The following is a 24,830-nucleotide window of genomic DNA, read 5'->3' on the forward strand; positions in this document are numbered from 1 at the left end:
CTGAAAAACCGTATCATATATGATATATGAAAGCACGCGGCTTGACGCGGGCATGTCCCGTCTGTGGTACGGAGAACGACGACCTTGCAGTGGTCTGTTCGTCCTGCAAAGGATACATCCAGGCAAAGGTCGATACGCTTGACCTGTTCCAGACGATCTGGGGCCTGATGGAGTCCCCATCGGCCACGTTCCGCCGGATCGCGCTTGCAGGGTCGAAGAACTACATCGTGCCCCTTACCGTCCTGTTCGGCGTTGCGCTTGTGTACGCGCTGCTCTGGAATGCGAACTACGGCGTTCGCGAGCCGCAGTTGGCGACGATCCTGGGCCTCGGGATCCTTGCCGGCCCGGTGCTCGGAGCGGTGGTGTTCCTGGTCTTGTCGAGATTCCTTTCGGTCGTCACGCCACTCGGTGGTCGAAAGGTCACACCCCGCAATGCCTTCGCCATGCTCGCATACGCCGTCGTACCGGTGGTGCTGTCGCTCATCATCATCTTTCCGATCGAGATCGCGGTGTTCGGGATCTATCTCTTCGACACGAACCCGCCGCCGATCGTGCTCAATCCCCTGGCGTATGTCGTCCTCATCGGGCTCGATGGGATCGCGGCGCTCTGGTCGGTGGTGCTTGTGTGGACCGGCATCCGCGTGATGGCGGGGTGCAGTCCCGGTGTTGCCGTCGTGCTGACGGCCGCCTGCCTTGCGGCGGTGGGCGCACTCTTTCTCATTCCGCTCCGGTGAATGATGGAGAGGCAGCGTTCGAACGTGTGGTGGAGGAGGAGTACAGCAACCTTCCGCTGGTGTTCCGGGAAACGATGGAGAACATCCGGATCGTCGTGGAGGACCTCCCGCCTGCATCGCGGAGGAAGAGGGGGCTGTTGCTGGGAGAGTACCACGGCATTCCGCTGACACAGCGGGGTGCCGAGTACGGTATGTATCCGGTGATGCCGGATACGATCACGCTGTATCAGCTGAACCTGGAAGATCTGGCGGCACAGGAGGGTGACCTGCGGCAACACATCCGCGAGACCCTCATCCACGAGATCGGCCATTACTTCGGCATGTCGGAAGCGGAGATCCGACGGGCCGGTTATTGATGCGCCCCGGCGCATGTCTACGCAAAGAGAAAGGAACCTATGTCGAAGGTCATTACCACGATCACGTATGCAGTGAAGCCGGAAGCGCGGGCTGCATATGAGAAGCACATCGCACAACTGAAGTCTTTGCTCACCGCGGCAGGCAAGGACTACACCATCTTTGAGGTCGAAGGAAAGAAGAATCAGTTCCTGGAAATGTTCGTCACCGCTACCGAGGCGGAGTATGAAGCGCTGGAGGATAGCATGACGCCGGAGATGGAAGCGCTCATCTCGCAGGTCGGAACGCTGGTGGACAAGGGCGGGATGAAGTATACGACGTACATCGAGAAGTTCTGACATGGTCGTGCGCCGCCCGGTCGACCCCATCGCGCGGTTCATGCAAGAGCACGATGTGACGCTGATGCACCTCTCTTCGCTGAACCGGGCGACACGCGCTCTCGTGGAGCATGGCTACTCGAAGGAGACGGCCGTTCGCGTCCGCGACGCGGTCGGCTTTCTGGCGGATGAGGTCGACGTGCATAACAGACATGAAGAAGAGGCGCTCTTTCCGGTGCTGGAGCGCTACGTGGAAGGACCGACGGATGTGATGCGGGAAGAGCATCGCGCCCTCAAGCGCGAATTGAAGAAGCTCAGGGGCGCAGTGAAGAAGCTCGGCGCCGGACGTCCCCGCGCGGCAACGCTCAAGGCCGTCCGGACGCATGCCCAGACCGTGATACAGAAGTTCGTCAACCACATCCACAAAGAAAATAACATATTGTTCCCGCTCGTCCAGAAGTTCCTGACGCGGGATGCGCTACGCGAGATAGCGCGCCGGCTGGTGTGAGCCGCAGTCCGCAACTACCCACATTCCACCCCGGGACCATCTATGAGCCGGAACCTCTCCTCCTCCCAGTTCATTGCACTGCTTGACGCGGTATTCCAATGCGGCCCGCGGGAACGTGGGCTCACATTCATGGTGGATCTCCCGGGCGACCGCCTGCACGACAGCTCCGCATGGATGGACCGCCGCAGGATCGCCACGGAGTGGTACCTGACGCTCCAGGATAGCTGGGATGCGATGCCGTTCGAGAAGTTGACCTTCTGCGCGTATCCGAATGTCGGGACGAACAACGGCGACCTCCCGCAGGAGATTCTCCTTGTCGAACAGGTGAACCGCCACGGGACCATCGCCTCGGGCCTCGACACGACCCTCGAAGAAGTACTGAATGACTCCAGTATCGTTCTCGCGCCGACAGAACTCTCCTCCACCGCCCCCCTGAAGGTGCTGGCGCGGCGTCTCGGTTTCCGTGGCGCTACGATGCCCGGCTTCTCCCGCGCGATGATCCCTGCACTGGGTTTGAACTATGAGAGCGTGAACCGCCGGGTGCTCCAGATCCAGGAACGAATGAACCGGGCGAGCGGCGCGAATGTTATGCTTGGCGTGGGTGACGACGCGCTCTTCCCGCTCCACATCGACCTGCGGTTCCGCAATGGCCATGCGAGCGGCGGGCTGATCCGCCAGCCCGGCAGTGTCGCAAATCTCCCCTCCGGGGAGGCATACATCGTGCCTTACGAAGGCGAGGAGCCGGGCGAGCGCAGCCAGACCACAGGTGTCCTTCCTGTCCAATTCGGAAGCGAAGTGGTCCGCTTCCGGATCAAGGAGAACAAGGCGGTTGAGGTCCTGAGCGAAGGACCGGCTGCCGAGAAGCAGGCGCGACTCCTGGCAGGGGAGCCCGCCTATGGGAATATCGCGGAACTCGGTGTGGGGGTCCTGAGCGAGTGGGGCGTGAAACCCGTTGGGAGCACGCTCCTCGACGAGAAACTGGGGCTCCATATTGCCTTTGGGCGCAGCGAACATTTCGGGGGCCAGACGGGACCGGCACAGTTCTCGGCGCCGGACAAGGTCGTGCATATCGATTGGGTCTATGTCCCCGAGGTGCAGCCTTCCATTCAGGTGAGATATGTGAATTTCATCTACCCTGATGGATCAGAAGAGACCATCATCCGTGATGGACGGCTCATGGTCGGTAAGCTCTAGAACGATGATTCAATGGACGCTGCAGTAACATGAAATTAAAGAAGTTAACACGTCTCGACTCAAGTACTCTCCAGCTTCAATGGGACGATGGCCACATCGGTCCGTCGCCCCTTATGCTCCTGCGGGATGCCTGTCCGTGTGCGGGGTGCCAGGGCGAGACTGTCCTGCTTCATCACTATGCGCCCGTCCCGGAATCGAACCCCCATCCGGGCAAATACAACTTGAAAGCGGCAGAGACAGTTGGCAGTTATGCCCTCAAATTGATCTGGGAAGATGGGCATGAACAGGGGCTCTACACATGGGAACATCTCCGTTCTCTCTGCTGCTGCGAGGAATGCGTCAGCGCGCGGGGGGAGACACAAGGAGAAGGATCACAGTGAGTCAACGGATGGAACGCTCAAGTCCGATAGAGGTTATCCCGTATGCCCTCTGGATCTGTTCAACGGGTGGTGCCGGCCACGTCTCTTCGATCGTTGTCACCTGGGTGACCCAACTTTCATTTTCTCCGCAGCTTATTGGAATGTCCCTGGAGACGGGGAGCGAGTTCCTCGGCCAGGTGCGGAACAATGGATCGTTCACGCTGGCGATGCTCCCGCGCGAGGGGGGGAAGGATATAGCCAAACGCATCATGAAGGCTGGAGCTATGCCGCTTCCCCCGGCATTCGCAGAGTTGTTCCGGACCGATAGTTCCTGGTATGGGGCACCCCACGGAGCCCTCGGAGCACTGCGGTGCACGGTCAGCGCGCTTACCCCGACAGGGGACCACACGCTCGTCACCGGAACGGTGCTCGGCGAGGAGCGGTGGATCGAGGGGAATCCGCTCCATCTGAGCGACACGGGCTGGCGTTATACGAAACCGGGGGCCGAGGCGCCTCCGACACCATCACAGGACTGACAGGACGGTCATGGCCGCATACGATGCCTCGAGGGATTTGTAGGATCATTGAGCGATACAGAGCGGGCTTCACTGCGTGAAGAACTGCGGTCGCTGCGTGCGGAACTCCTTGCGGCACGAAGCGAGGATGCCCGCGTGCGGCTGGTCCATGAGTTCATCCGCGGGGCGAAAGAGTCGTACGCCGGGGTGAAGAAGGGGTAGGCACAGAACACCATAGGGCGGCCTTTCGAGCCGCCCTATGGTGAACTTCCGTTGGACCTCAGTTGCGTTTTTGCATCACGGCCTTGAGCTGGACCACCTTGCCGTCACGGTTCACTTCCAACATCACTTCGTCTCCCGCCTTCAGTTCGCCCAGCATCCCCATGTAATCGTAGATGTTCATGATCTTCTTGCCGCCCATCGCGATCAGGATATCTCCCGCTTTCAGTCCGGCTTTCTCACCCGCGCCGTTCGGACGCACACCGCTCACCTTCATGCCCGTGCTGCTCTCTCCCACATCGGGCACGATACCGAGCGTCACGGTGAAGCTCCGGCTGTCGCCACTTCCACTGCCACGGCCTGCTGCCGCGATCTGGACACGCACAAAGGGGGGCGGGCCGACATCGTATCGAGATCGCTCACGATCGCGTTCACAAGCTTCGTGATCTTCTCGTGGCCGGCAAAATTGATCTTTTCGGCATCATCCGAAGGCTTATGATAATCGTCATGGGTGCCGGTGAAGAAGAACAGCACCGGAACATCCTTGCCGTAAAAGCTCGCATGGTCACTGGGGCCGAACCCGTCAGGGTTCATCGTGATCGAGAACGTAGTGTCGGCGCTATGGCGGGTGATCAAGCCAGGCCAAATGGTCGAGGTTCCCGTCCCCCCGATCGACAGCGCCTTGTTCTGCAGCCGACCGACCATATCCATGTTCAGCATGGCGATCGTCTGTGCGAGCGGGAAGAACGGCATCGAGACATACGCCTGCGAGCCGAGGGTCCCGAGCTCTTCGCCCGAGAAGAAGGCGAACACATACGAGCGGCGCACGGTGGCTGCTTGCGACCCGATCGCCTGTGCAAGTTCGAGCAGGGAAGCGGTGCCCGACGCGTTGTCGTCGGCCCCGTTATGGATCGCCAGGGTGTCCGGAACCATGGAACCCGACCCGGGCCCGCCCATGCCCAGGTGATCCATGTGGGCGCCCAGCACGATGACCTCATCCTTCAGGAGCGGATCGTTGCCTTCGATATACGCGACGATGTTCGACGTCTGGCTGCTCACACGGTTCACGCTGATATCGAACGAAGCGCTGCAGTCCTTCAACTCGAAGCTTTTTGGCTGCAGCTGTGCGCGCATGGTGTCCTGCAGGACCTTCAGGGGCCAGCCTGCCGCGCGAAAGTACGGCTCGAGGAGGTCGCGCTTCATCGAAACGGCAACGATCCCGGATGATCCTGCGCCCTGGTCGAGCGCCAGCTTGTAGAGCCCATCCTCGCCCTCGTCCGCGGGGCCATTGATCAGGATCATGGCCACCGCACCTTTATCGCGCGCAACACGCGCCTTGTTCCGTAATCCTGTGTGACGCTGGAACTCGCTCCGCGGCGAGGCTCCGTCCGGCCCGTAGCGGAACATGACCACGACCTTTCCCTTCACATCGATCCCCGCAAAATCGTCATACTGTTTCTCGGGAGCGGCGACGCCGTATCCGACGAACACCAGGGGGCCCTCCACCGCGGCCGACCCGGAGAATCCGAAGGGCCGGAAGTCCACGTCCACCTTCAACGAGCGATCGCCCGCAGGCCCTTCGAGTTCAGCGGTATTCTTGTCGCCAAGTTTCACCGCGGACACGAATTCGAACGGCTGGAAATAGGTGTTGTTGATGCCGGCCGGCTTCAAACCAGCGACCTTGAGCTTGGCCGCGATGTAGATGGCTGCTTCATCGTTGCCCTTCGTCCCGGACCCGCGCCCGGCCAGCTCGTCCGAGGCCAGATACCGGACATGCTCCCGGAGTTCTGCCGCAGTGATGGCTGCCGGGTTGGTCTGCGCTGCCACGGGCAGGGTAGCCGCGCACAGCAGCAATATCAGCAGGGTGTTCTTCACAAGGTATCCTTGGTTGTCAGTGGTGGTCGTGCTTCTTGTGCGTAACCGAATCTGTGACCCAGTCGGCGATGAAAAGATTCGTCTCACCCCGCACCTTCGCGCCACGGTTGGACGCGAACACCAGCTTCTTCCCATCGCGGGTGAACATCGGGAAACCATCAAACGTCTCGTTGAAGGTGATGCGGGTAAGTCCTTGTCCATCAACACCTATCATATACAGATCAAAGTTTCTTCCACGTGTATCCGAAAGGTTGGAGGCAAAGATGATGTGCTTATTGTCCGGGTGGAAGAACGGTGCAAAATTCGCCGCACCGTTGTTGGTGATCTGGCGGCGCCCCGAACCGTCGGCGTTCATGACGAACAACTCCATCCTGGAAGGCTTCACAAGATCCGATGCCAGTAACCCCTTGTACGTCGCCGCGGATGCGCTGTCCGCCTGGTGCCACGCGCGGTACACGATCGTTGCCCCATCCCACGAGTAGAATGCCCCGCCGTCATACCCCAATTCGTTCGTCAACCTGCGGATATCGCTTCCATCGGTCTTCATCGAATACAGATCGAGGTCTCCGTCACGCGTGGAAGTGAAGACGATCCGGTCTCCGCGGGGAGATACCGTTGCTTCAGCGTCGTACCCGGGAGCCGCCGCAAGAGGCGTGATGCCGCTGCCATCGAGACGCGCGGTGTAGATGTCGTAGGACGGATAGATCGCCCAGACATATCCCTGGGAGTGGTCCGGCACCGGCGGACAATCCGCGCTTGCGGCATGGGTCGAAGCAAACAGAATGGTCGTGTCCCCGGGGAGGAAATAGCCGCAGGTCGTCCTGCCGGTTCCGGTGCTGACCATCGAGAAGGAAGCATCGGCGAGGTTCATGACGTACTGAGCATCGCATGTGCGGGGAGCGTGCGTCGCTTGAAAGATCAGCCTGGTCTCGTCAAAAGAGAAGTAGCCTTCAGCGTTCTCGCCGCCAAAGGTGAGCTGACGGATGTTGGCCAGGTGGGTCTCGCCGGGAAGCAGTGCAGGTGATTGCGCGGTGGCGACCGGCACGTGGAGCGAACAGAGGGTGAGCGAGGCCAGCATCATCAGGTGCCGGACAGCTGTGCGCGTCCCGGAGCGAAGCGGCAGTACAGGCATGGGCGTCAATGAACGTTGTGGATGGTCACGTGAATGACTCAATATACTCTCACAGGGGGTGAGTTGCAAGGTTATTGACATTCGGAGCCGGTGTGGATATATTTAATATTCCCATGACGACCGCACGACGAGGAAACTATGTCCCTGAGAGAAAAGATCGCTGAAGATATGAAAACCGCCATGAAAAGCGGTCAAACCCGCCGCCTCGAAACGCTACGCTCGATCAAGGCGGCCATGCTGGAAAAAGAGATCTCGATGCGTGGTGGTCCCACGCAGATGTCCCCTGAGGATGAGCTCGGCGTGGTCATGAGCGCTGCCAAGCGCCGGAAAGAATCGATCGAGATGTTCGCCCAGGGCGGGAGGCAGGACCTTGTCGCGGAGGAAACGGAAGAACTCGCGATCATCCAGGAGTATCTCCCGAAACAGCTCGGCCGTCCGGAGATCGAAGCCATCGTCCGCGACGTGATCGCGCAGACCGGAGCGAAGTCCGCCGCCGACTTCGGCAAGGTGATGCCCCTGACGATGAAGCAGTTGAAAGGGAAGGCCGACGGCAAACTGATCCAGGACATCGTGAAGGAGCTCCTCGCTGGAGCCTGAGCGGATGGGTCCCTTCGACATCGCCATTGAGAAACTGGAATTCGTCAGGGTGCGGCAGCGTGTCGCGCGCTATGCCGTGTCCGATGCAGCCAGGGACTTGATCGAGAACACGCCTCCTCTCGGAGATGCTGATGCGGTCAGGGCCGAACTGGGGCGCGTCACTGCACTCAAGCGTCTCCTGGAGGTTGAAGATTCGCTCCCCCTCGAAGGGATGCAGCATATCCGTCCGGCTGTGCAGAAAGCCGGCGTCGAGGGGAGCATTCTCACCCCCCGCGAGCTGTCACAGGTGGGCAGCACCCTCCGCGCCTCGCGTATCCTCCGCTCCTCGGTGCACAAGCGGCGCGACGCCCATCCGGCCGTTTGGGAACTCGTGGAGGCCTTGCCGTTCGACAAGGTTCTCGAATTCAACATCGACCAGGCCATCGATGAGACCGGAGCCGTACGCGCCACGGCCTCACGCGAGCTGCAATCCATCCGGCGCGCGATCGCGGACCGGTACGACGACCTCCGCAAACGGCTGGAGTCGGTCCTGCGCGGCGTCTCTGATCTCGGCTTCAGCCAGGATGAGATCATCACCACCCGTGAAGGGCGGATGGTGATCCCCGTGAAGGTGGAGCACAAGAAACGCGTTCCGGGATTCATCCATAGCGCCTCTTCCAGCGGCGCAACGGTGTTCATCGAGCCGACGGAAACGCTGGAGCTGAACAACGAGATCAGGAGCCTTCAATTCCAGGAGCAGCGCGAGATCGAGCGCATCCTGCGCGAACTCACCGTGGCCGTCGGCGCGCAGAAGCCGGCTCTCCTCCGCATGGTCGAGGTCCTGGCCACCGTGGACGTCTTGCAGGCGAAAGCGAAGTATTCCATCGAGGTCCTTGGCGTTGAGCCACGCGTAGATGATGCCGGTGTCGTGCACCTCCGTGACGCGCGCCACCCGCTGCTGATCGCGAATCATGGCCGGCAGGGGACCATCCCGCTGGACCTCGACCTGGGAGGGTCGTACACGACGCTCCTCATCAGCGGTCCCAATGCGGGCGGCAAGAGCGTTGCGCTCAAATGCCTCGGCGTCTTCGCGCTCATGACGCAAAGCGGGATGCATATCCCGGCACGGGAAGATGCCGTGATGCCGGTCTTTGCGAATATGTTCGTGGATATCGGAGACGAGCAATCGATCGAGAGCGATCTCAGCACGTTCAGCTCGCATCTCACGAATCTCAAGACCATCGTACGCGGCGCAACTTCCCGCAGCCTCGTGCTGATCGATGAGATCGGCACAGGCACGGATCCCGCGGAAGGCGGCGCACTCGCCGCGGCAGTGCTCGAGCGTCTGACGCACATCAGAGCCCTCACGATCGCGACAACGCACCACGGCGCACTGAAGATGTTCGCACATGAAACGCCGGGGATCGAGAACGGCGCGATGGAATTCGACCAGAAGACGCTCGCGCCAACATACCGCTTCCGGCCGGGCGTGCCCGGAAGCAGTTATGCCCTGGAGATGGCCGACCGGCTCGGCTTCCCGACGGATCTCATGGAGCGGTCCCGTATCCTGCTCGGGGGCGATCATATGCGCCTCGATACGCTGCTCCAGGAACTGGAGGCCTCGGCCCAGGAACACCGTGAGACCTCGGAACGCCTCAAGAGTGAACGTGCGCGTGCTGAAGCACTCGTCACCGAGCACACGACAAAACTCGCCGCACTCACGAAGGAATCGCGCGAACTGAAACGCAAGGCCGCCGAAGACGCGCGTGCCATCGTGGAGCGTGCGAATGCGACGATCGAACAGGCGGTGAAGGCGATCCGCGAACAGCATGCATCGCGCGAGGTGGTGCGCGAAGCACGATCACAGGTCTCTGCCGTGCGGGCCGCGATCGAGGAGATAGCACACCTTCCCGATCCGGAACCCGTTGCGGATCCCTCGCCCGAAGGCCCGTTGAAGGCCGGCATGACGGTGATCCTGAGCGGGAAGACGGAAGCGGGAGAGATCGAAGCCATCTCCGCGGATGGCCGCACCGCAACGGTGGTGTTCGGGATCGTGCGGATGCGCGTCCCCGTTCATGACCTCGAGGCCACCCGGAAACGAAAAGCCACACGCCCAACGCCATCGTCGTCCTACCTTGAGAAACCGGAGGAGGTCGAACGGGAATTGGACCTGCGCGGGATGACCGGCGATGAAGCCCTTCCTCTGGTCGACAAGTTCATCGACGCGGCGATCCTTGCCGGGCTGCACCGCGTGGATGTGATCCACGGCAAGGGGACCGGCGCCCTTCGCCGGCGCGTGACGGAATTCCTGGCGAACCACCCGCGGGTGCGCTCGTACCGCCTCGGTGAGTGGAACGAAGGCGGCACCGGTGCCACGGTGGTGGAACTCGCGGACCAATGACATGACAACGAAGCGCCCCATACGAACGGTGTTGATCGCGAACCGCGGAGAGATCGCGGTGCGGATCATCCGTACCTGTCGCGAGATGGGGATCCGGACGGTCGCGGTGTATTCCGATGCCGACCGGATGAGTCCGCACGTGCTGATGGCCGACGCCGCGTACCGGCTGGGTCCGCCTCCTGCACGCGAGAGCTATCTCCGGATGGATGTGCTTCTTGCCGTGGCCCGCGAGTCCGGCACCGATGCCGTGCATCCGGGCTATGGTTTTCTCTCCGAGAACGCTGCGTTCGCGGCGGCTGTGCAAGATGCCGGACTCATCTGGATCGGGCCGCCGGCAAGCGCCATCCGCGCGATGGGGGACAAGACGGCGGCGCGCGCGCTCATGACCAAAGCAGGTGTGCCCACGGTTCCCGGGACCGACGGGCCCGTGGGGTCACGTGAGGAGGCCGAAGCGTTCTGCCGGACGGCGGGGTTTCCCGTCCTGATCAAAGCCGCCGCCGGCGGTGGAGGCAAGGGGATGCGCGTGGTGCAGACCGGAGCCGAACTCGCCGGGTCGCTGGAGCAGGCACAGTCGGAAGCCCGGTCGGCCTTCGGGGATGCGCGGGTCTACATCGAACGCTACCTTGAACAGCCACGTCATATCGAATTCCAGATACTCGCCGATGCGCATGGTGCCGTGATCCACCTCGGCGAGCGCGAATGCTCCATCCAGCGCCGCCACCAGAAGGTGGTGGAAGAGAGCCCGTCCGTTGTCCTCGATGAAGCGCTGCGCCACACCATGGGGCAGACCGCGGTCCGTGCCGCACAGGCATGCGGGTATGTGAGCGCAGGAACGATCGAGTTCCTCGTGGATCGGGACCGCAGGTTCTATTTCCTCGAGATGAATACACGCCTGCAGGTGGAACATCCGATCACGGAACTCCGTACAGGATCGGATCTGGTCCGCGAGCAGATCCGGATCGCCTCCGGCGAACCGCTCGGGATCACGCAGGACGATGTACGGTTTTCGGGACATGCCATCGAATGCCGCATTTGTGCAGAAGACCCCGCCAACGGCTTCCTGCCTTCCACAGGCAGGATCACCCGCCTCCGGGCTCCGGCGGGTCCGGGCGTCCGCGAGGACCGCGGCGTGAACGAAGGCGGTGAGGTTTCTGTCTACTACGACCCGATGATCGCCAAGTTGATCGTGTGGGCAAAGGACCGACGGGCTGCGATCGAGCGCATGCGTCGGGCGCTGGCGGAGTATGAGGTCGAGGGTGTCACAACGAATATCCCGGCATGCAATTTCGTCCTCGCTCATCCGTCATTTGAGACTGGGACGTACGATACGGGATTCTTCCAGCGCTGGTACCGTCCGGAGGAGCAGCCCGGGCCGGAACAAGGCGAAGCCGAAGCCATGGCACTCCTTGCGGTATGGTTGGAGCGGAATGGAGACCTGGCATCAGGGAGCGGCGAGATCTCTGGCAGCGGAGTTGTGGTTTCTCCCGCCTCGCCCGCAGGCAGGGAAGGATGGAAGGCCGGGCGGATACGGGCGCTGCGGGGAGGTGCCGCATGAACGCCATCCGCTATGACGTGGAGGTTGGCGGTGCGAGGATCCCGGTCGATGCTGATCCTGAAAAGGGCATCTGCCTTGCAGATACGGGCCGAACTGCGGATATTGTACCTGTGGATGGGGAAAGCTGGTCGGTGATCCTGGGAGGCCGTTCGTACACCCTCCACGTGAAAAGGACCGCCGATGCATTGCGGATGCGTGGCCGCGGTCCCGAAGTGGCGGTGCAGATGGAATCGGAGCGGTCACGCCTCTTGAAGCTTGCCGGCGCATCCGCGCCCAGGCCGGAGCATGGAACGCGGATATCCGCCCCCATGCCGGCGCTTGTGATGCGGATCGAGGTGACGGCCGGCCAGGAGGTGGCAGCAGGCCAGGGCCTTATCGTGCTTGAAGCCATGAAGATGGAGAATGAGATACGGGCCCCTCGTGCGGGCAGGATCGCCTCAGTGCCAGCAAGAGTTGGGAGCCCTGTTGAGAAAGGTGAAGTACTGGTCATACTCGAATGAAGATCTCTAAGCTTTCCTATTCTATACTCTTAGTATTGATCGCCTTGGGTGGAATGGAGCATTCAGCGAACGCTGGTGGATTCCAGTCCGGGGCACCCACGGCTCGTGCGCTCGGGCTCGGTGGGGCAGCGACCGCGCTCATCGGTGATCAAGCGGGTGTCTTTTCCAACACCGCCTCGTTGTCCTTCATGCGTGGGACGAATCTCGCACTGGGGGCAACCGTGACGATGCCAGAGTATCAGTTCAGCGGCGTGCTCCCGTCCACGGCAACGAGCAAGATGAATCCCCAATCGATGTTCCCTCCGAGCGTATCCCTCTCGCACACGTTCGCGAATGGACTCGGGATCGGCATCTCAGCGAGCATCCCGTATCAGATCAAGACAAACTGGGGAGAGAGTTGGGTGGGGAGCCCCATCGTCATCTCCTCTGAGATACGGGGAGTGCAGGTGTCACCCGGCGTCGCGTTCAAGATCGGAAAAAACCTGGCTGCGGCGTTAGGCATTCAGGCGACCTTTGTCCGGATGGACCATTCGCGTCGGTATGGTGATGTGCCGGATGCGCAGACCGGTATATTTCCCACGATGTCAATGACCGGAAGCGCTGATGTGGCCTATGGTTTCGACATCGGCCTGATGTATTCTCCAGGCGATGCTTTTTCGCTCGGTCTGGCGCTCAGGAGCAAGACGACCGCGGAGATCATCAACGGCACGGTGACGTATACCGGCGACATAGGGGAGCCGTCTTCGAACTCCGGTGGCGGCACAAGCTTCGCAACGACCCTGACGCTGCCTGAGAGGGTCCGTGCCGGATTCATGCTCCGCCCCCTGGATGCATTCCTGGTCACAGGAGATGTGGAGTATACGCGGTGGTCCGGGGTCAAGGGTGTGACCATCCGGCTCGGGTCACCGGTCTCCACCAGGCTGATCGATCAGTCTGGCTGGAAGGATGTGCTTGCGTACCGCGCAGGCGTGGAATTCACCATCGCGGACGTCACGTTGCGGGGTGGCCTTGGCGTCGAGCCTTCGCCGGTGCCCGATGCTGAATTGCGGCCTTCGTTGCCTGACGCGAGCGGTTTTCGTTATAGCGTCGGGGTCGGGTACGCCGTCGAGGACGGACTCGTTCTTGATCTCGGACTGCAGGTGGAGCGGTATGCGGACCGGACCATCACCGATTCGCACGTCCTGTATGGCACAGACAAGTATTTCAATGGTACCTATGCGATGTCGAGCACGATCTTCGCCCTCACACTCAGCTATTCCTGGAAATGAACATGAGCACTCCCGTCAATTTCCCCGGTGAACCGGAATCCACCCTTGCCTCGGCCCAGCAGCACGGCCTGACGGAGGAGGAGTACGGGAAGATCCTCAGCATTCTCGGGCGGGTTCCGACGTACACCGAACTCGGGATCTACAGTGTGATGTGGAGTGAGCACTGCAGTTACAAGAACTCGATCGCGCAGATCAAGACGCTGCCGCGCAGTGGCGGCCGTCTGCTTGTCGGTGCCGGAGAAGAGAATGCCGGTCTCGTGGATATCGGGGACGGACTCGCGGTCGCGTTCAAGATCGAAAGCCACAACCATCCGTCGGCGGTCGAGCCATACCAGGGAGCGGCGACAGGTGTAGGCGGGATCATGCGCGACATCTTCACCATGGGTGCGAGGCCGATCGCAGCCCTCAACTCGCTGCGGTTCGGCTCGCTCGAGAGCGCGCGGACGCGCCATCTGGTGGATGGTGTTGTGCGTGGGATTGGTGACTACGGCAATAGCTTCGGCGTTCCCACGGTCGCGGGGGAAGTGTATTTCGACCCCTGCTATCATGACAACCCTCTGGTGAATGCGATGTCGGTCGGCGTCGTCAAGCATGGTGCCTGGGCAAGTGCCGTGGCCAAGGGTGCCGGGAATCCCATGATGATCGTGGGATCCTCGACCGGCCGCGATGGCATTCACGGGGCGACGTTCGCCTCGGAAGAGATCTCGGAAGCATCGGAGAAGAAGCGGCCCTCCGTGCAGGTGGGTGATCCGTTCACCGAGAAGCTGCTCCTCGAGGCGACACTCGAGGCGATCCGGTCCGGATTCGTCGTCGGCATTCAGGACATGGGGGCCGCGGGGATCACGTGCTCGACATCCGAGATGAGCGCGAAAGGGAAGTGCGGGATGCGGATCGACCTGGACAAGGTTCCGGCCCGCGAGACGGGGATGAGCGCGTACGAATTGATGCTTTCGGAATCGCAGGAGCGGATGCTGGTCTGTGTCGAACGGGGACACGAGGCGAAGGTCCGTGCGATCTTCGAAAAGTGGGATCTGCACGCCGAGATCATCGGGGAGGTCATCGATGAGGACCGGTTGTACATCTCGTACCGGGGAAAGCTCGTGGCGGACCTTCCTCCGGAGACCCTGGTCCTCGGTGGCGGTGCTCCCGTCTATATCCGTGAGGCGATCAGGCCCGACTACCTCGACAGCGTGAACGCCCTGGATCTTGCGTCCGTGCCGGAGCCCGTGGATCCGGCCGCGGTCCTGTTGGCCTTGATGGCGGCACCGGACATAGCCTCGAAGCGCTGGGTGTACGAGCAATACGACAGCATGGTGCGGACGAACAACGTCGTAATGACCGGAGGTGATGCGGCTGTAGTCTATGTCAAAGAAGGACATAAGGGCCTCGCGGTAAAGACAGATTGCAATGGCCGGTATGTGTATTTGAATCCGCGCCGGGGAGCGCAGATCGCCGTAGCCGAATCGGCAAGGAACGTGGCGTGCACAGGGGCAACGCCGGTCGCGGTCACGAACTGCTTGAATTTCGGCAATCCATACAAACCGGGTGTCTACTGGCAGTTCAAGGAGGCCATTGCAGGGATTGGCGAGGCGTGCCGGGTGTTTGACACGCCGGTGACGGGCGGGAATGTCAGCTTTTATAACGAGAGCCCCACGGCGAGCGTCTATCCGACGCCCGTTATTGGGATGCTCGGGGTTCTCGATGACATCCGGCGTTCGACACGCGCCGCATTCCTGCATCCAGGGCGTGACGTGCTTCTTCTTGGTGTCACGCGCGGGCATCTTGGTGGTTCAACGTACCTCGCCGCGATCCATGGCAGAGTGGCTGGAGATGCTCCGGCCCTGGATCTTCATGAGGAGGCCCGGCTGTACAAGGTCCTTGCCGAGCTTGCGGATGGTGGCTTGATCGAGTCGGCGCATGATTGTGCCGATGGTGGGCTTGCGGTGGCGCTTGCAGAGGGCTGTATCATCGACGAAAGCAGCAAGGTCGGGGTTACGGTGCGACTCGAAGCAGCAGGCCTTCGCGTGGATCAGCTGCTCTTTGGAGAGGACCAATCGCGGGTGGTGTTGAGCTGCAGGCCCGAGGAAACATCTGCGGTGTGCGCGTGTGCGAAGAAGCACGACATCACGTGTACGAAGATCGGGACCACGGGTGGAGATGGGCTGGTGATAGAGGGGATACTTGACGTACCGGCGGAGGAGCTGGCGCACGCATACTACGGATCCATCGCCTCAAAGATGAAGCAGCCCACTTAACATAATACACATTATATGAAAGAGTGACCGTCCAGGCAGGTGCAATATCACGGCTTCCGCTTGCCACCGATCACTTTCAGCACACCCGCCTCGATCCCGACCCGGACGCCATGTACCTCTCGCCCGACGATCTCTCCGTCTGCATGCACGTTGAATTTGTCTGAGGATGTGGCTTCCAACTCCTTGCCCCGCAAATATGTTACGAAGTCCCGCTTCACCGGCTTTCCACCCATCACTCCCGGGATCAGGCTCAGGACCCGGACCACAGATACATCCGCGACCACCGTGATGTCCAGAAGCCCGTCAGCAACCTCAGCCTCGGGGTTCAAATAGAACCCACCTCCGGCACACCGGCCGTTGCCGACGGCCATCAAGAGTTCGCGTCCCGACCACGACCGCTCATCGACCCGGACGGCGAACTCCGGCGCCCGGTACCGACCCACGATCTGAAACACCGCGGCCAGATACAACAACGTTCCGCGGAGATATGTGATCTCCGAGACCTTCCGCGCGACCGCAGCGTCGAATCCGATCCCGACACCATTACCGAACAGCCGCCACGGAGCATACTGCATGCTCCCGTTCTCCAGGACCCCGGTCTGTACCTTGCCAACGTCCATCGTTCGCACGTGCCCGGCCTTGAGCACCGCCAGGGCTTCCTCCACGGAATGCGGGATCCCCAGCGACTTGATCAGATCGTTCCCCGATCCCGTCGGAATGATCCCCATGATGCGTTCGGATCCCGCAAGGCCATTCACAACCTCGTTGATCGTGCCGTCACCGCCGACAGCAACGACAACACGGCTCCGTGACCTGCGCGCGAGGTGTGTCGCGTGGCCCGGACCTTCGGTATACATGACCCTGTAGCTCAAGCCGGAATGCCTCAGGAACCCCTCGAGCGCTTCATCTGCACGGAGGCCGGAACCTTTCCCGGCCATGGGATTCATGATGAACGTGTATTCCGTCGTCATCTGTGGTCCAGATCTGTTTCACCCCTCAAACAATGTTTCACCGGATCGTAGAACGTCTTTCCGGAGAACACGATAACTGCTGGTCCCTCCAGTATCACATCGGTGATGCGCGCTCCGACGACCGTGAAGTCGACACGAAGCGATTCACCGCTGTGTGTCTGCACGCGGATCGGTGGACGCAGTCCATATTCCAGATGCGCGATCACTGCCGACGCGACCGAGCCTGTGCCGCACGCGAGCGTTTCCGCCTCCACGCCCCGTTCGTACGTCCGCATGGCAAGCGCCGAGGTATCCAACGTCTCTACGAAATTGACGTTCGTCCCCGCGGGAGAGAACCGCTCGTGCTCCCGCAGCGCACGGCCGGTACCTTCAACGTCAGGCGCTGTGAGGTCCTTGACGAACGTCACGATGTGCGGCGAACCGGTGTTGATCCCATGAACGGTGTACGTCGTACCGCCGGCGGTCACCCGTATCCCGCGAACGATCCCCACGGGATCCTTCATATGCAGTCGAACGCCGTGAACCGTGAATTCCGCACGATAGACGAAATCCAACGCTTCGACCGTCAGTTCCGTGCCGGGAACGCCGAGGTGGCGGGCGTGGACCGCTGCGCACCGTCCTCCGTTCCCGCACATGCCCCCGTCTGTGCCGTCTGCGTTATAATACAGCATCTTCACATCGGCGATGTTGCTTGGCGCGATGATCAGGATCCCGTCGGCACCGATACCACGGTGCCGGTCGCAGAGTGTGCGCGCAAGGGCGCCCCTGTCGATGGTGCCAAGCCGTCCGTCACGATCATCAAGAGCAACGAAGTCGTTCCCTGCACCGCTGAGTTTTGTGAAAGCGAGTTCCATTGGCCCGTGCCTCTGGATCATGGGAGTGATGTGCGTATACAAAAACGCTCCCACGGTAACCGTGAGAGCGTCTTGTGGAGATGGCGGGAGTCGAACCCGCGTCCGGGGAGAAGACCATCCCGAGCACTACATGCGTAGTCAGTCTTTTGAGCTTCATCCCGCGATCTCCGACAGACAGGCGATTCACGGGACCACCCCGGCTAGCCGCGCTTGTGGCACGGTTCGCGCATCGCCACCAGGGGGCTCAATGCGCTATCCTGTCTGAAGTCGGCGCTGCGTCGGGATCCGGCAGGAAGAACCCCGGGCAACGGGTCACCTAATGTTTAGTTAAGCGGCCAGTGCGTAGTTGTAGTCTGCACTTAGTTGTTTCCGCGTTTTTTAACGTGCACCACGGAGAGCACGGCACGCGATCTGGACCATCCTCATCCTCGTCGAAACCAGATCATCCCCATGCATATATCGTACTGAATCCCTCCCCCAAAGTCAAGAGGGGTGATCCCCTCCCGCGTCTGCCCGATTGCACTTCATCCGGACCGCCCCAAGGGGCAACGATCTCAGCTACTTGCTCCCCTTCACATAATGCCTCGTAAGGAATTCTTTCAGGTAGGCTGCCGCTGAGTCCACGTCATCATATGCCTTGAACAGCGAGAGGTCCTTCTTGCTCACGACACCACGCGAGATCAAATAATCAAAGTCGAGGACGTTCTTCCAGTACTCGCTTCCGTAGATGATCACTGCGATCTTCTTCGTGATCTTCTGGGTCTGAATGAGCGTCAGCATCTCCATCAGCTCGTCGAGCGTCCCAAAACCACCCGGCATGACGACAAGTGCCTTGGCCAGATACGCGAACCAGAATTTTCGCATGAAGAAATAATGGAACTCCAGGCTCAGGTCAGGGGTCACATACGGATTCGCGAACTGCTCAAACGGAAGGCTGATGTTCAAGCCGACCGACCTGCCGCCGCCCATGTGTGCCCCTTTGTTCGCTGCTTCCATGATCCCCGGCCCGCCGCCGGAGCATATCATGAAACGGCCGGGCTCCTGCAGCGAACGCGACCATTCCGTCATCTGCTTCGCCAGCTGTACCGTGTCCTCGTAGTACTTCGACATATCCACCCGCACGGCAGCATCCTGCATCTCCTTACTCAAGCCGCTCCCCCCCCGGCCCCGTGCGTCCGTGCCTTTCTGAAGAGCCCGGTATTCCTTGAGCGCATCCTTCTTCGACAGGATCCGGGCGGACCCAAAGAACACGATCGTATCCCGGACCTTCTCCAGACGGAAACGCCGTTGAGGCCCGAGGAATTCAGAAAGGATACGCAGAGTTCTTGCTTCAGGGCTGCTCAGGAACTCTATATCCTTATACGACTTGGGTGGCTTTGGTTGAGGCTTTTCATTCTGCTGCTGTCCTTTCCCCTAGATAGATGTACGAGTGTCCGGAGATCCCTTCCACGGACTGTTCACTTCCCACGATGCAGCGCCGGGTAAGGTCTCCCAGGGCCTGGTAGATCTCCTGCCGGGTCCAACGGAACGTATGCCGGATCTCCGAGAGGGTTGACACATACTGAGTCCGGAAATGGCGCTCGAGGATCACCGATCGTGCATGCTCCGGCGTGATGGTCCGCGACCGACGCACTTCCCGCGGAAAGAGGATATGGACCGGCGCCCACCCTGAAGCATGCGGCGTGTGCGCATCGGCACTCTTTGCGATGTACATATGGGCCTGGAGTTCGGTCAGCGCCTGATCCACAGAGAATCGTGCCGGATGTCCGCCCTTCGCCAGGAGTTCGCGGATCCTCGCCGTCGTAAGGTATGAACGTCGCCGGAAGAGTTCCATCACCCGCCGGGCAGCCGCCGAGAGGGTCCCCCGGAGGTTCGCCCGCACGAAATCATCCCGTTCCCCCGCTCTTCCGCTCGTCGCAAGAAAATATGGCACGAATTCCGGTGACAACACGGTTGGCTTCTGCAGGATCAGTTTTCCGACATATGCTTTACGTTCTGCCGGCAGGGTCGCCTTCAGCTCCCAGAGCAACGACGCCATGCCGGGCTCAGCCTCTGTGACTCCTTCAAGGCCCGGCCTCACGCCATGAACGGCATGCCACAAGGAGGGTATTTCTGGCTTCTCTGCGCGGTACAGGTAGCAGAACCCCACGCGATGGATGAAGTTCAGCGCCTGGCGGCGCGTCCGCACAGCCAGCCTCGGAGTTCGACGCTGCGTGGCGTCGCGCCATTGGTCGATCATACTACGGTGTACCTGGACGCTCATCCCGGCGTGCTCCCTGCATCCTCAGCGGTTCCGGTTGAGCCATGTATGCGTGCAGGTTTCGGACCGGCTGCAGTCTGCACCGACAGGAGCCCCTCACGATCTTTGACGCCCTTCTCGACATATCCCATCACGTTGATGTCACCCCCGGGGCCGAGCGTGCCGCCTCGCGAGGTGACAACGCCCACCGTGTCCTCTCCGATCATGATCCCGGCGCCCTCCGGGATCTCGTCGTCTCCAGATCGTACCGTCAGAACGGTCAGTGCTCGTTGAACCTTCTCATACGAATCCAGCCGCGCGATCACTTCCTGACCGATGTAGCACCCCTTTGTGAACGATACATCTGCGCGCAAGCCGGCCTCCAAAGGGTTGTGGCCTTCATTCAGTTCCTCCGGATACGAGGGGACGCCCGCAAGGACCCTGAGTGCGTGGTATTCGGGTACGGTCAGGACAGCGATCCCGGCTTCCCGGACTGATGCCTCGAGCGCGGGCAGCGATCCCGATGTCACAAGATACCGGCGTATGGAAAACGGGCCGAACGTCGAGTTCCACGTTCCGACGATCCCGGTCTCCGAACCTCCGCCTGCAGGCAGGAGGCTTGAAGATGCTTGATGAAAAACAATGGAACACACATGAAAAGAATGAGTTACATCCGGGAGCTCAACCTCTTCCGTGATAATGTATCTGCTGATCCATTCTTTTACCTTCTCTGCTGCCGGCTTGTGGCACAGCAACCACACTTCCTCGCGGAGCCGGATTGCTTCAACCCGATCGATGATCCTCCCCTTTTCAGTCGTGAACACTGTGGCGACAGGGACCCCGGGTTGGCAACGCGTGAGATCGTTCGTGGAGATCCGATGGATCAGATCGAGCGAATCTTGTCCCCTGAGGAGCACCGGAGCGAACAGCTCTCCTGGAAGCATAGCGCCCATTTCGCGAACCCGTGCAGATACGGTATCAACGCGCACGGTCTGGTTCATGCAAGGGGCCTATCGAGCTGTTGACAGGAAGAAGCCAGGGGCAAAGCCCGATGGATCGGAGCAGCATTGACGTAGTTGGTCATGCAGGCTTCAATACAGGCGCTGGAGGGAGGCGTGCGGAAAGTAATGGAGAACGATCTTCTCCGGCGGAACGCCACGGGTGGCCATGACGGCGGCGCCGATCTGGCAGAGCCCGACGCCATGCCCCCACCCAGCTCCCGTGAGGCGGAATTCAGAAGGAAAGCCATCAGGTCCCGGCGTTGTGGCAATGGTGAACGCGGAGCTGTACAGGTGGCTCGGAGACAGCCAGCGGCGTATCTCCAGTTCTTTGCCAACGATCACGGTCTGTGCTGCGCCGACGATCCTGAGTGCCGTCAGGCGGCCGGACGGGCCGCGGCGCACAGGCTCGAGCGAACGGATACGGCCGAAGTGAAGCCCGGACCGCGCTTCGATGAGCGCATCCAATTCTGCCGCCGGATAGGTGACCGTCCACCGGAAGAAATCGGTCGTCTCCTGATCGAATGAAGGCAAGACCTGGCGGAGGATCTCGGGATCAGCGGTATTGCAGTAGGCATCCGGCGGATCAACGAGCCACTGGTGCATCGCCTCCTCGGTCGTGATGGGCGCACGAATGGTATCAGCATCCATCACGCTCTCGAGGTACGGGATCTCCTGGTCCTCCCATGCCGAGGCGAAGTTCTCCGTGCGTCCACCGCACGCCTTGTAGAATCGCGCGTCACAGACCTCATTCCCGTACACCAGGAACATGCCCCGCGTCGCTTCCACGGCCTCTGCCGCTGCGGCAGAGATGATCTTCGTGACCCCATGGTAGCGCTGGCAATGGTCGTCGGCGCATACATCAAAATGTGTGTGGTCCTCACGGGTGTACCAGCGCACGACTTCCGTCCCTCCGGATCCGGTACGGATCCCCGGCGGTGGCACCACTTCCTGCGAACGGCGTTCAAGCATCGCGACCAGCCAGCTTCGCGACGTGATCGCATGCGCCTGCAGGAGTTCCGCCGGTGCTGTCGCACTCATTTCGGACGAGATGACACTCTTCAGATACTCTTCGAGGGGAACTTCATTGATCGCCGTGATGCCGTATTCCGGAATATGATGCAGGCGTAATCCCCCGTGGAAGATCTGCGGTTCCTTCCTCTCCCAGTGAAAGTTGATCCCGATGGTAACGTCTTCCAGGCGAACGACGGAAGCCGGCGATGCCGGGCTGAAACGGAGATCGGCATCACGGAATACGGTCACAGAACCACCGCATGAGAATTCCCAGGCCGCGCCGTTGTGCCGGCAGACGAATGTCCCGTCCCGGTGCACTCCGGCGGCATCAACATACGGTCCGCTGAAGGCACCGGCGATCTCCTTCCGGCCTTCCATGATGCCAACGGCGAGGACAGGTTGTGCAGAGATCATCGTGTCCGCCCTTCCACGGGCACCGGGGCCTCACCCATGAACGCAATGCCGACCGGAACATCTCCTTCCCCGCTGAGCGGCCTGACGGTCCACCGGACCGGGAAGAGCGGGCCTCCCTGTGGATCGAGCAGAGCGAACGCCACCGGCGCGGGGACCGATTCGCCGATGAGGATGTCGCGCATCAACCCGTTCACGCGTGCGCGATCATCGGGTGCGACGCAGATGTCGATCCAGCGATGCCGCATGAGGGACCCGTGAGGGCGGCCGCAGAGCGACGCGCCGGCTTCGTTCCAGTACTGCAGCGCCCCCTGAGCGTCCAGTTCCACCACCGGAATGCGGAGCCGGTCCATGGTCTCATAGAACCGCGATTCCCATGCCCGTATCCGTGCACGCGACAGCAGTTGCTCCGTGCAGTCGCGCATGATCCCGGCCACAACGACCGTTTCATCCCTGTCGGTCCGTACGCGGCTGGATGTCCGTACGAACCGTTCCTCGCCATCCTTCGTCAGGATCCTGAATTCATACTCGCCGATCTGTCCGGTGAGGGTCCGCTCCCAATCCTCGAGGAGTCCCTGACGGTCATGGGGATGCACAAAGCGAATGAAATGCTCGCCCACGATCTCGTCCGGCGTGAATCCCGCCATGGCGATGATACGGGGGCTGATGTACGTGAAGTATCCCCGCCGATCAAGGCCAAAGACCACATCGTTCAGGTTCTCCACGAGCATGCGGAAGCGTTCTTCGGACAGGCGCAAAGCGTCTTCCACCTCACGGCGTTCCGTGATGTCCTGCATGAGGCCATCGTACGACAGCAACATGCCGTCGGCCGAGAAATGGAGGACCGGGGTATTCTTCACCCACCGGACGACGCCGTCCTTGCGGACGATCCGGTGTTCGAGGGGTGGGGCCGGTTCCCCTGCCAGCACACGCCGGACCTGATCGAGGATCTGGGGGCGGTCGCGTTCGTCGACCATCCGCAGCCAGAGGTGCGGATCGCGTTCGTATTCCTCCGGTGCATACCCGGTCACGTTCAGGCACCCCCCACCATGGATCGTCTCGCGCCAGTGTCCGCGCTCGAGGCGCACGGTGTACATATAGTCGGTGATCTCGGAGGTGATCCGGCGGTAGCGCTCTTCACTTTTGTACAATGCACCCACCGAGATCTGCCGTGCGAGGACGCCCGCCAGCACTTCGCCGAGCAGTTGCAGGAGGCGGAGATCCTCGCCGGCCCAGATCCGCTCTTCCTGTTCCACCACAACGCCGAAGACACCGAAGAGCCGTGTTGCGGCCGACAAGGGGAACAACAAGAGAGAACGCACGCCTTCGTCGTGCCAGAACCGGGCATCCTCGTCCGCATCCGGCGGGAGATCCACAACGCTATGGAGACAGACGCGCTCTCCCTGGTGCAATTTGGTGAGAGCCCATGGCCAACGGGCCAGGCTCGTCCCTTTATGGTTCTGTCCGCGGACGGTGATCTCCTGTGCGGCCCACTCATGCGTTGCTTCAACGGAGGTATTCGTGATGTCGAAGAGATCGACAAAGCAACGGTCGGCACCAAGGAAGGTACCCACGGCATCGAGGGTATGCTGCAATTCGTTCTGCAGGCGGGCATCGGGGGCATTGATCAGCCGCGCGGCGGATCCCGTGACGATGTTCTCGAGGGTGATACGGCGAACGAGGGATTCTTCCATCGTGTGCTGATCGGAGACGTCTTCGACGATGGCAACGCCACCGATCGTCCTTCCCCTCCCATCATGGAGAGGAGAGGTGCGCACCGACACCCACACCATGGAGCGGTCCGCCGGACGGTGCATCACTCCGGAGAATCTTCCGGCCTCCCCACGGAGCGTCCCCAGGAGGACACTGTGTACCGCATGGTCGAAGATACGGGTCACGGGGATCTGGAGAAGCGAAGACAGGGGGCTGCCCGCGATGGCGGCCATGCGTTCGTTGGCATCGGTGATCGCCAGATCTGTGCCGAAATGCACGATGCCGACGGGTGAGCGTTGGAACAGGAGCCGGTAACGCTCCTCGCTCATGCGCAGCGACTGGCCGAGGCGATGCTTGTAGATCGCGATCTCGATCACCGTGCGCACCTCGCGCACGTCGTAGGGCTTCAGGATATAGCCCGACGGAGCGGCGTCTTTGGCCCGTTGCACGGTCGCAGCGTCGGAGAACGCGGTCGCGAAGACGACGGGGATGTCCAGCCGCTGGAAGATCTCGCTCCCCAGCGCGATACCATCCCTGTCGCTCGACAGGCCGATGTCCAGCAGGACGATATCGGGATGGAGGCGTTCGGCCTGAGCCAGGCCTTCTTCAAATGTACCTGCCGGCGTGGGAACATCATACCCGGCCTTTGTGAGGCCGAGCTGAATATCCCGTGCGACGATCTGTTCATCTTCAACGATCAGGACGCACGTCTTGCCCTGGGTCCTGATCGGCGGGTCCGTTCCGGGCCGTGTACGTGGTGTGGGAGCTTGTGCCATGACCTCTCTGATTCCGGGGTACAACGCATCCCTCTAACATACGATGCAAAGGGCTCAGGTGCAACCGTGCCGGACCCGGGACCGGCCAGCGG

At 61.1% G+C, this 24,830-nt stretch carries 24 protein-coding genes and 1 other RNA gene; 14 read left to right on the forward strand and 11 right to left on the reverse strand.

The window, feature by feature from the left end:
• Nucleotides 1–26: 26 nt before the first annotated feature.
• Genes IPI01_02595 through IPI01_02630 form a run of 8 tightly spaced genes read left to right on the forward strand, consistent with a single transcriptional unit; the run spans nucleotide 27 to nucleotide 4,203 of the window.
• A complete protein-coding gene (locus IPI01_02595) occupies nucleotides 27–734 on the forward strand; it encodes a YIP1 family protein (protein ID MBK7256712.1) in 708 nt (235 codons plus the stop codon).
• Nucleotides 731–1,090 (forward strand): metallopeptidase family protein, encoded by a 360-nt coding sequence (locus tag IPI01_02600; GenBank protein MBK7256713.1) that lies wholly within the window; start codon nucleotides 731–733, stop codon nucleotides 1,088–1,090. Before IPI01_02595 ends, IPI01_02600 begins: the two co-directional genes overlap by 4 nt.
• A gap of 39 nt (nucleotides 1,091–1,129) precedes the next feature.
• Nucleotides 1,130–1,426, forward strand: a complete 297-nt coding sequence (locus IPI01_02605) for a hypothetical protein (GenBank protein ID MBK7256714.1) — start codon at nucleotides 1,130–1,132, stop codon at nucleotides 1,424–1,426.
• A gap of 1 nt (nucleotide 1,427) precedes the next feature.
• Nucleotides 1,428–1,913 (forward strand): hemerythrin domain-containing protein, encoded by a 486-nt coding sequence (locus IPI01_02610; protein MBK7256715.1) that lies wholly within the window; start codon nucleotides 1,428–1,430, stop codon nucleotides 1,911–1,913.
• 42 nt (nucleotides 1,914–1,955) lie between these two features.
• On the forward strand, nucleotides 1,956–3,107 hold the full coding sequence (locus IPI01_02615) for a hypothetical protein (protein ID MBK7256716.1): 1,152 nt from the start codon (nucleotides 1,956–1,958) through the stop codon (nucleotides 3,105–3,107).
• Nucleotides 3,108–3,136: 29 nt separating this feature from the next.
• Nucleotides 3,137–3,487, forward strand: a complete 351-nt coding sequence (locus tag IPI01_02620; protein ID MBK7256717.1) for a DUF971 domain-containing protein — start codon at nucleotides 3,137–3,139, stop codon at nucleotides 3,485–3,487.
• 8 nt (nucleotides 3,488–3,495) lie between these two features.
• Nucleotides 3,496–4,002, forward strand: coding sequence for a flavin reductase (locus IPI01_02625; GenBank protein ID MBK7256718.1), 507 nt, complete (start codon nucleotides 3,496–3,498; stop codon nucleotides 4,000–4,002).
• A 48-nt stretch (nucleotides 4,003–4,050) separates the two neighbouring features.
• Nucleotides 4,051–4,203: a hypothetical protein gene (locus tag IPI01_02630; protein MBK7256719.1), complete on the forward strand. Its 153-nt coding sequence runs from the start codon at nucleotides 4,051–4,053 to the stop codon at nucleotides 4,201–4,203.
• A 58-nt stretch (nucleotides 4,204–4,261) separates the two neighbouring features.
• Here IPI01_02630 and IPI01_02635 read toward each other — a convergent pair whose 3' ends face one another.
• The 3 genes from IPI01_02635 to IPI01_02645 are packed head-to-tail and all read right to left on the reverse strand — an operon-like array spanning nucleotide 4,262 to nucleotide 7,156.
• Complete coding sequence (locus IPI01_02635; GenBank protein ID MBK7256720.1) at nucleotides 4,262–4,522, reverse strand: PDZ domain-containing protein; 261 nt, start codon at nucleotides 4,520–4,522, stop codon at nucleotides 4,262–4,264.
• Complete coding sequence (locus IPI01_02640) at nucleotides 4,519–6,075, reverse strand: M28 family peptidase (GenBank protein MBK7256721.1); 1,557 nt, start codon at nucleotides 6,073–6,075, stop codon at nucleotides 4,519–4,521. The genes IPI01_02635 and IPI01_02640 overlap by 4 nt, the downstream gene beginning before the upstream one ends.
• 16 nt (nucleotides 6,076–6,091) lie before the next feature.
• Nucleotides 6,092–7,156 carry a PD40 domain-containing protein gene (locus IPI01_02645; GenBank protein MBK7256722.1) on the reverse strand — a complete coding sequence of 355 codons (1,065 nt, stop codon included), beginning with the start codon at nucleotides 7,154–7,156 and terminating at the stop codon, nucleotides 6,092–6,094.
• Between the two features lie 189 nt (nucleotides 7,157–7,345).
• Here IPI01_02645 and IPI01_02650 point away from each other — a divergent pair, with 189 nt between their 5' ends.
• From IPI01_02650 to purL, 6 genes are read left to right on the forward strand one after another with little or no spacing between them, the layout of a single operon-like run.
• Nucleotides 7,346–7,804 carry a GatB/YqeY domain-containing protein gene (locus tag IPI01_02650; GenBank protein MBK7256723.1) on the forward strand — a complete coding sequence of 153 codons (459 nt, stop codon included), beginning with the start codon at nucleotides 7,346–7,348 and terminating at the stop codon, nucleotides 7,802–7,804.
• 4 nt (nucleotides 7,805–7,808) lie between these two features.
• Nucleotides 7,809–10,184, forward strand: a complete 2,376-nt coding sequence (locus IPI01_02655; GenBank protein ID MBK7256724.1) for an endonuclease MutS2 — start codon at nucleotides 7,809–7,811, stop codon at nucleotides 10,182–10,184.
• A 1-nt stretch (nucleotide 10,185) separates the two neighbouring features.
• A complete protein-coding gene (gene accC / locus IPI01_02660) occupies nucleotides 10,186–11,739 on the forward strand; it encodes an acetyl-CoA carboxylase biotin carboxylase subunit (GenBank protein ID MBK7256725.1) in 1,554 nt (517 codons plus the stop codon).
• Nucleotides 11,736–12,239 (forward strand): biotin/lipoyl-binding protein, encoded by a 504-nt coding sequence (locus tag IPI01_02665; protein ID MBK7256726.1) that lies wholly within the window; start codon nucleotides 11,736–11,738, stop codon nucleotides 12,237–12,239. The genes accC and IPI01_02665 overlap by 4 nt, the downstream gene beginning before the upstream one ends.
• Before the next feature lie 53 nt (nucleotides 12,240–12,292).
• A complete protein-coding gene (locus tag IPI01_02670; GenBank protein MBK7256727.1) occupies nucleotides 12,293–13,507 on the forward strand; it encodes an outer membrane protein transport protein in 1,215 nt (404 codons plus the stop codon).
• A gap of 2 nt (nucleotides 13,508–13,509) precedes the next feature.
• Nucleotides 13,510–15,762, forward strand: coding sequence for a phosphoribosylformylglycinamidine synthase subunit PurL (gene purL, locus IPI01_02675; GenBank protein MBK7256728.1), 2,253 nt, complete (start codon nucleotides 13,510–13,512; stop codon nucleotides 15,760–15,762).
• Between the two features lie 47 nt (nucleotides 15,763–15,809).
• Here purL and IPI01_02680 read toward each other — a convergent pair whose 3' ends face one another.
• The 8 genes from IPI01_02680 to IPI01_02715 all read right to left on the reverse strand — a co-directional run bounded on the left by IPI01_02680 (nucleotide 15,810) and on the right by IPI01_02715 (nucleotide 24,738).
• The gene (locus IPI01_02680; GenBank protein ID MBK7256729.1) at nucleotides 15,810–16,733 is read right to left on the reverse strand and encodes a diacylglycerol kinase family lipid kinase; all 924 of its coding nucleotides are present in this window, start codon (nucleotides 16,731–16,733) and stop codon (nucleotides 15,810–15,812) included.
• Nucleotides 16,730–17,587, reverse strand: coding sequence for a diaminopimelate epimerase (locus tag IPI01_02685; protein MBK7256730.1), 858 nt, complete (start codon nucleotides 17,585–17,587; stop codon nucleotides 16,730–16,732). The genes IPI01_02680 and IPI01_02685 overlap by 4 nt, the downstream gene beginning before the upstream one ends.
• Nucleotides 17,588–17,659: 72 nt before the next feature.
• Nucleotides 17,660–18,037: a transfer-messenger RNA gene (gene ssrA / locus IPI01_02690) on the reverse strand.
• Between the two features lie 108 nt (nucleotides 18,038–18,145).
• Nucleotides 18,146–18,940 carry a TIGR00730 family Rossman fold protein gene (locus IPI01_02695; protein ID MBK7256731.1) on the reverse strand — a complete coding sequence of 265 codons (795 nt, stop codon included), beginning with the start codon at nucleotides 18,938–18,940 and terminating at the stop codon, nucleotides 18,146–18,148.
• Nucleotides 18,941–18,977: 37 nt separating this feature from the next.
• Nucleotides 18,978–19,850, reverse strand: a complete 873-nt coding sequence (locus tag IPI01_02700) for a hypothetical protein (protein ID MBK7256732.1) — start codon at nucleotides 19,848–19,850, stop codon at nucleotides 18,978–18,980.
• The gene (locus IPI01_02705) at nucleotides 19,847–20,770 is read right to left on the reverse strand and encodes a hypothetical protein (GenBank protein ID MBK7256733.1); all 924 of its coding nucleotides are present in this window, start codon (nucleotides 20,768–20,770) and stop codon (nucleotides 19,847–19,849) included. The genes IPI01_02700 and IPI01_02705 overlap by 4 nt, the downstream gene beginning before the upstream one ends.
• Nucleotides 20,771–20,917: 147 nt before the next feature.
• Nucleotides 20,918–22,252, reverse strand: a complete 1,335-nt coding sequence (locus tag IPI01_02710; protein MBK7256734.1) for a SpoIID/LytB domain-containing protein — start codon at nucleotides 22,250–22,252, stop codon at nucleotides 20,918–20,920.
• Entirely contained in the window at nucleotides 22,249–24,738 is a 2,490-nt protein-coding gene (locus IPI01_02715) for a PAS domain S-box protein (protein MBK7256735.1), read from the reverse strand. The genes IPI01_02710 and IPI01_02715 overlap by 4 nt, the downstream gene beginning before the upstream one ends.
• Nucleotides 24,739–24,830 lie beyond the last annotated feature (92 nt).

This window comes from Ignavibacteriota bacterium, from assembly GCA_016707525.1.
Lineage (GTDB): Bacteria > Bacteroidota > Ignavibacteria > UBA10030 > UBA6906 > JAGDMK01.

Bases quoted from the DNA above. Each gene is read 5' to 3' on its own strand.
- IPI01_02705 (MBK7256733.1), bottom strand. From the start codon at position 20,770: ATGCTTCCAGGAGAGCTGTTCGCTCCGGTGCTCCTCAGGGGACAAGAT.
- IPI01_02710 (MBK7256734.1), bottom strand. From the start codon at position 22,252: ATGATCTCTGCACAACCTGTCCTCGCCGTTGGCATCATGGAAGGCCGG.
- IPI01_02595 (MBK7256712.1), top strand. From the start codon at position 27: ATGAAAGCACGCGGCTTGACGCGGGCATGTCCCGTCTGTGGTACGGAG.
- IPI01_02715 (MBK7256735.1), bottom strand. From the start codon at position 24,738: ATGGCACAAGCTCCCACACCACGTACACGGCCCGGAACGGACCCGCCG.
- IPI01_02620 (MBK7256717.1), top strand. From the start codon at position 3,137: ATGAAATTAAAGAAGTTAACACGTCTCGACTCAAGTACTCTCCAGCTT.
- IPI01_02700 (MBK7256732.1), bottom strand. From the start codon at position 19,850: ATGAGCGTCCAGGTACACCGTAGTATGATCGACCAATGGCGCGACGCC.
- IPI01_02615 (MBK7256716.1), top strand. From the start codon at position 1,956: ATGAGCCGGAACCTCTCCTCCTCCCAGTTCATTGCACTGCTTGACGCG.
- IPI01_02645 (MBK7256722.1), bottom strand. From the start codon at position 7,156: ATGATGCTGGCCTCGCTCACCCTCTGTTCGCTCCACGTGCCGGTCGCC.
- IPI01_02685 (MBK7256730.1), bottom strand. From the start codon at position 17,587: ATGGAACTCGCTTTCACAAAACTCAGCGGTGCAGGGAACGACTTCGTT.
- IPI01_02610 (MBK7256715.1), top strand. From the start codon at position 1,428: ATGGTCGTGCGCCGCCCGGTCGACCCCATCGCGCGGTTCATGCAAGAG.
- IPI01_02670 (MBK7256727.1), top strand. From the start codon at position 12,293: ATGGAGCATTCAGCGAACGCTGGTGGATTCCAGTCCGGGGCACCCACG.
- accC (MBK7256725.1), top strand. From the start codon at position 10,186: ATGACAACGAAGCGCCCCATACGAACGGTGTTGATCGCGAACCGCGGA.
- IPI01_02650 (MBK7256723.1), top strand. From the start codon at position 7,346: ATGTCCCTGAGAGAAAAGATCGCTGAAGATATGAAAACCGCCATGAAA.
- IPI01_02655 (MBK7256724.1), top strand. From the start codon at position 7,809: ATGGGTCCCTTCGACATCGCCATTGAGAAACTGGAATTCGTCAGGGTG.
- IPI01_02605 (MBK7256714.1), top strand. From the start codon at position 1,130: ATGTCGAAGGTCATTACCACGATCACGTATGCAGTGAAGCCGGAAGCG.
- IPI01_02625 (MBK7256718.1), top strand. From the start codon at position 3,496: ATGGAACGCTCAAGTCCGATAGAGGTTATCCCGTATGCCCTCTGGATC.
- purL (MBK7256728.1), top strand. From the start codon at position 13,510: ATGAGCACTCCCGTCAATTTCCCCGGTGAACCGGAATCCACCCTTGCC.
- IPI01_02665 (MBK7256726.1), top strand. From the start codon at position 11,736: ATGAACGCCATCCGCTATGACGTGGAGGTTGGCGGTGCGAGGATCCCG.
- IPI01_02680 (MBK7256729.1), bottom strand. From the start codon at position 16,733: ATGACGACGGAATACACGTTCATCATGAATCCCATGGCCGGGAAAGGT.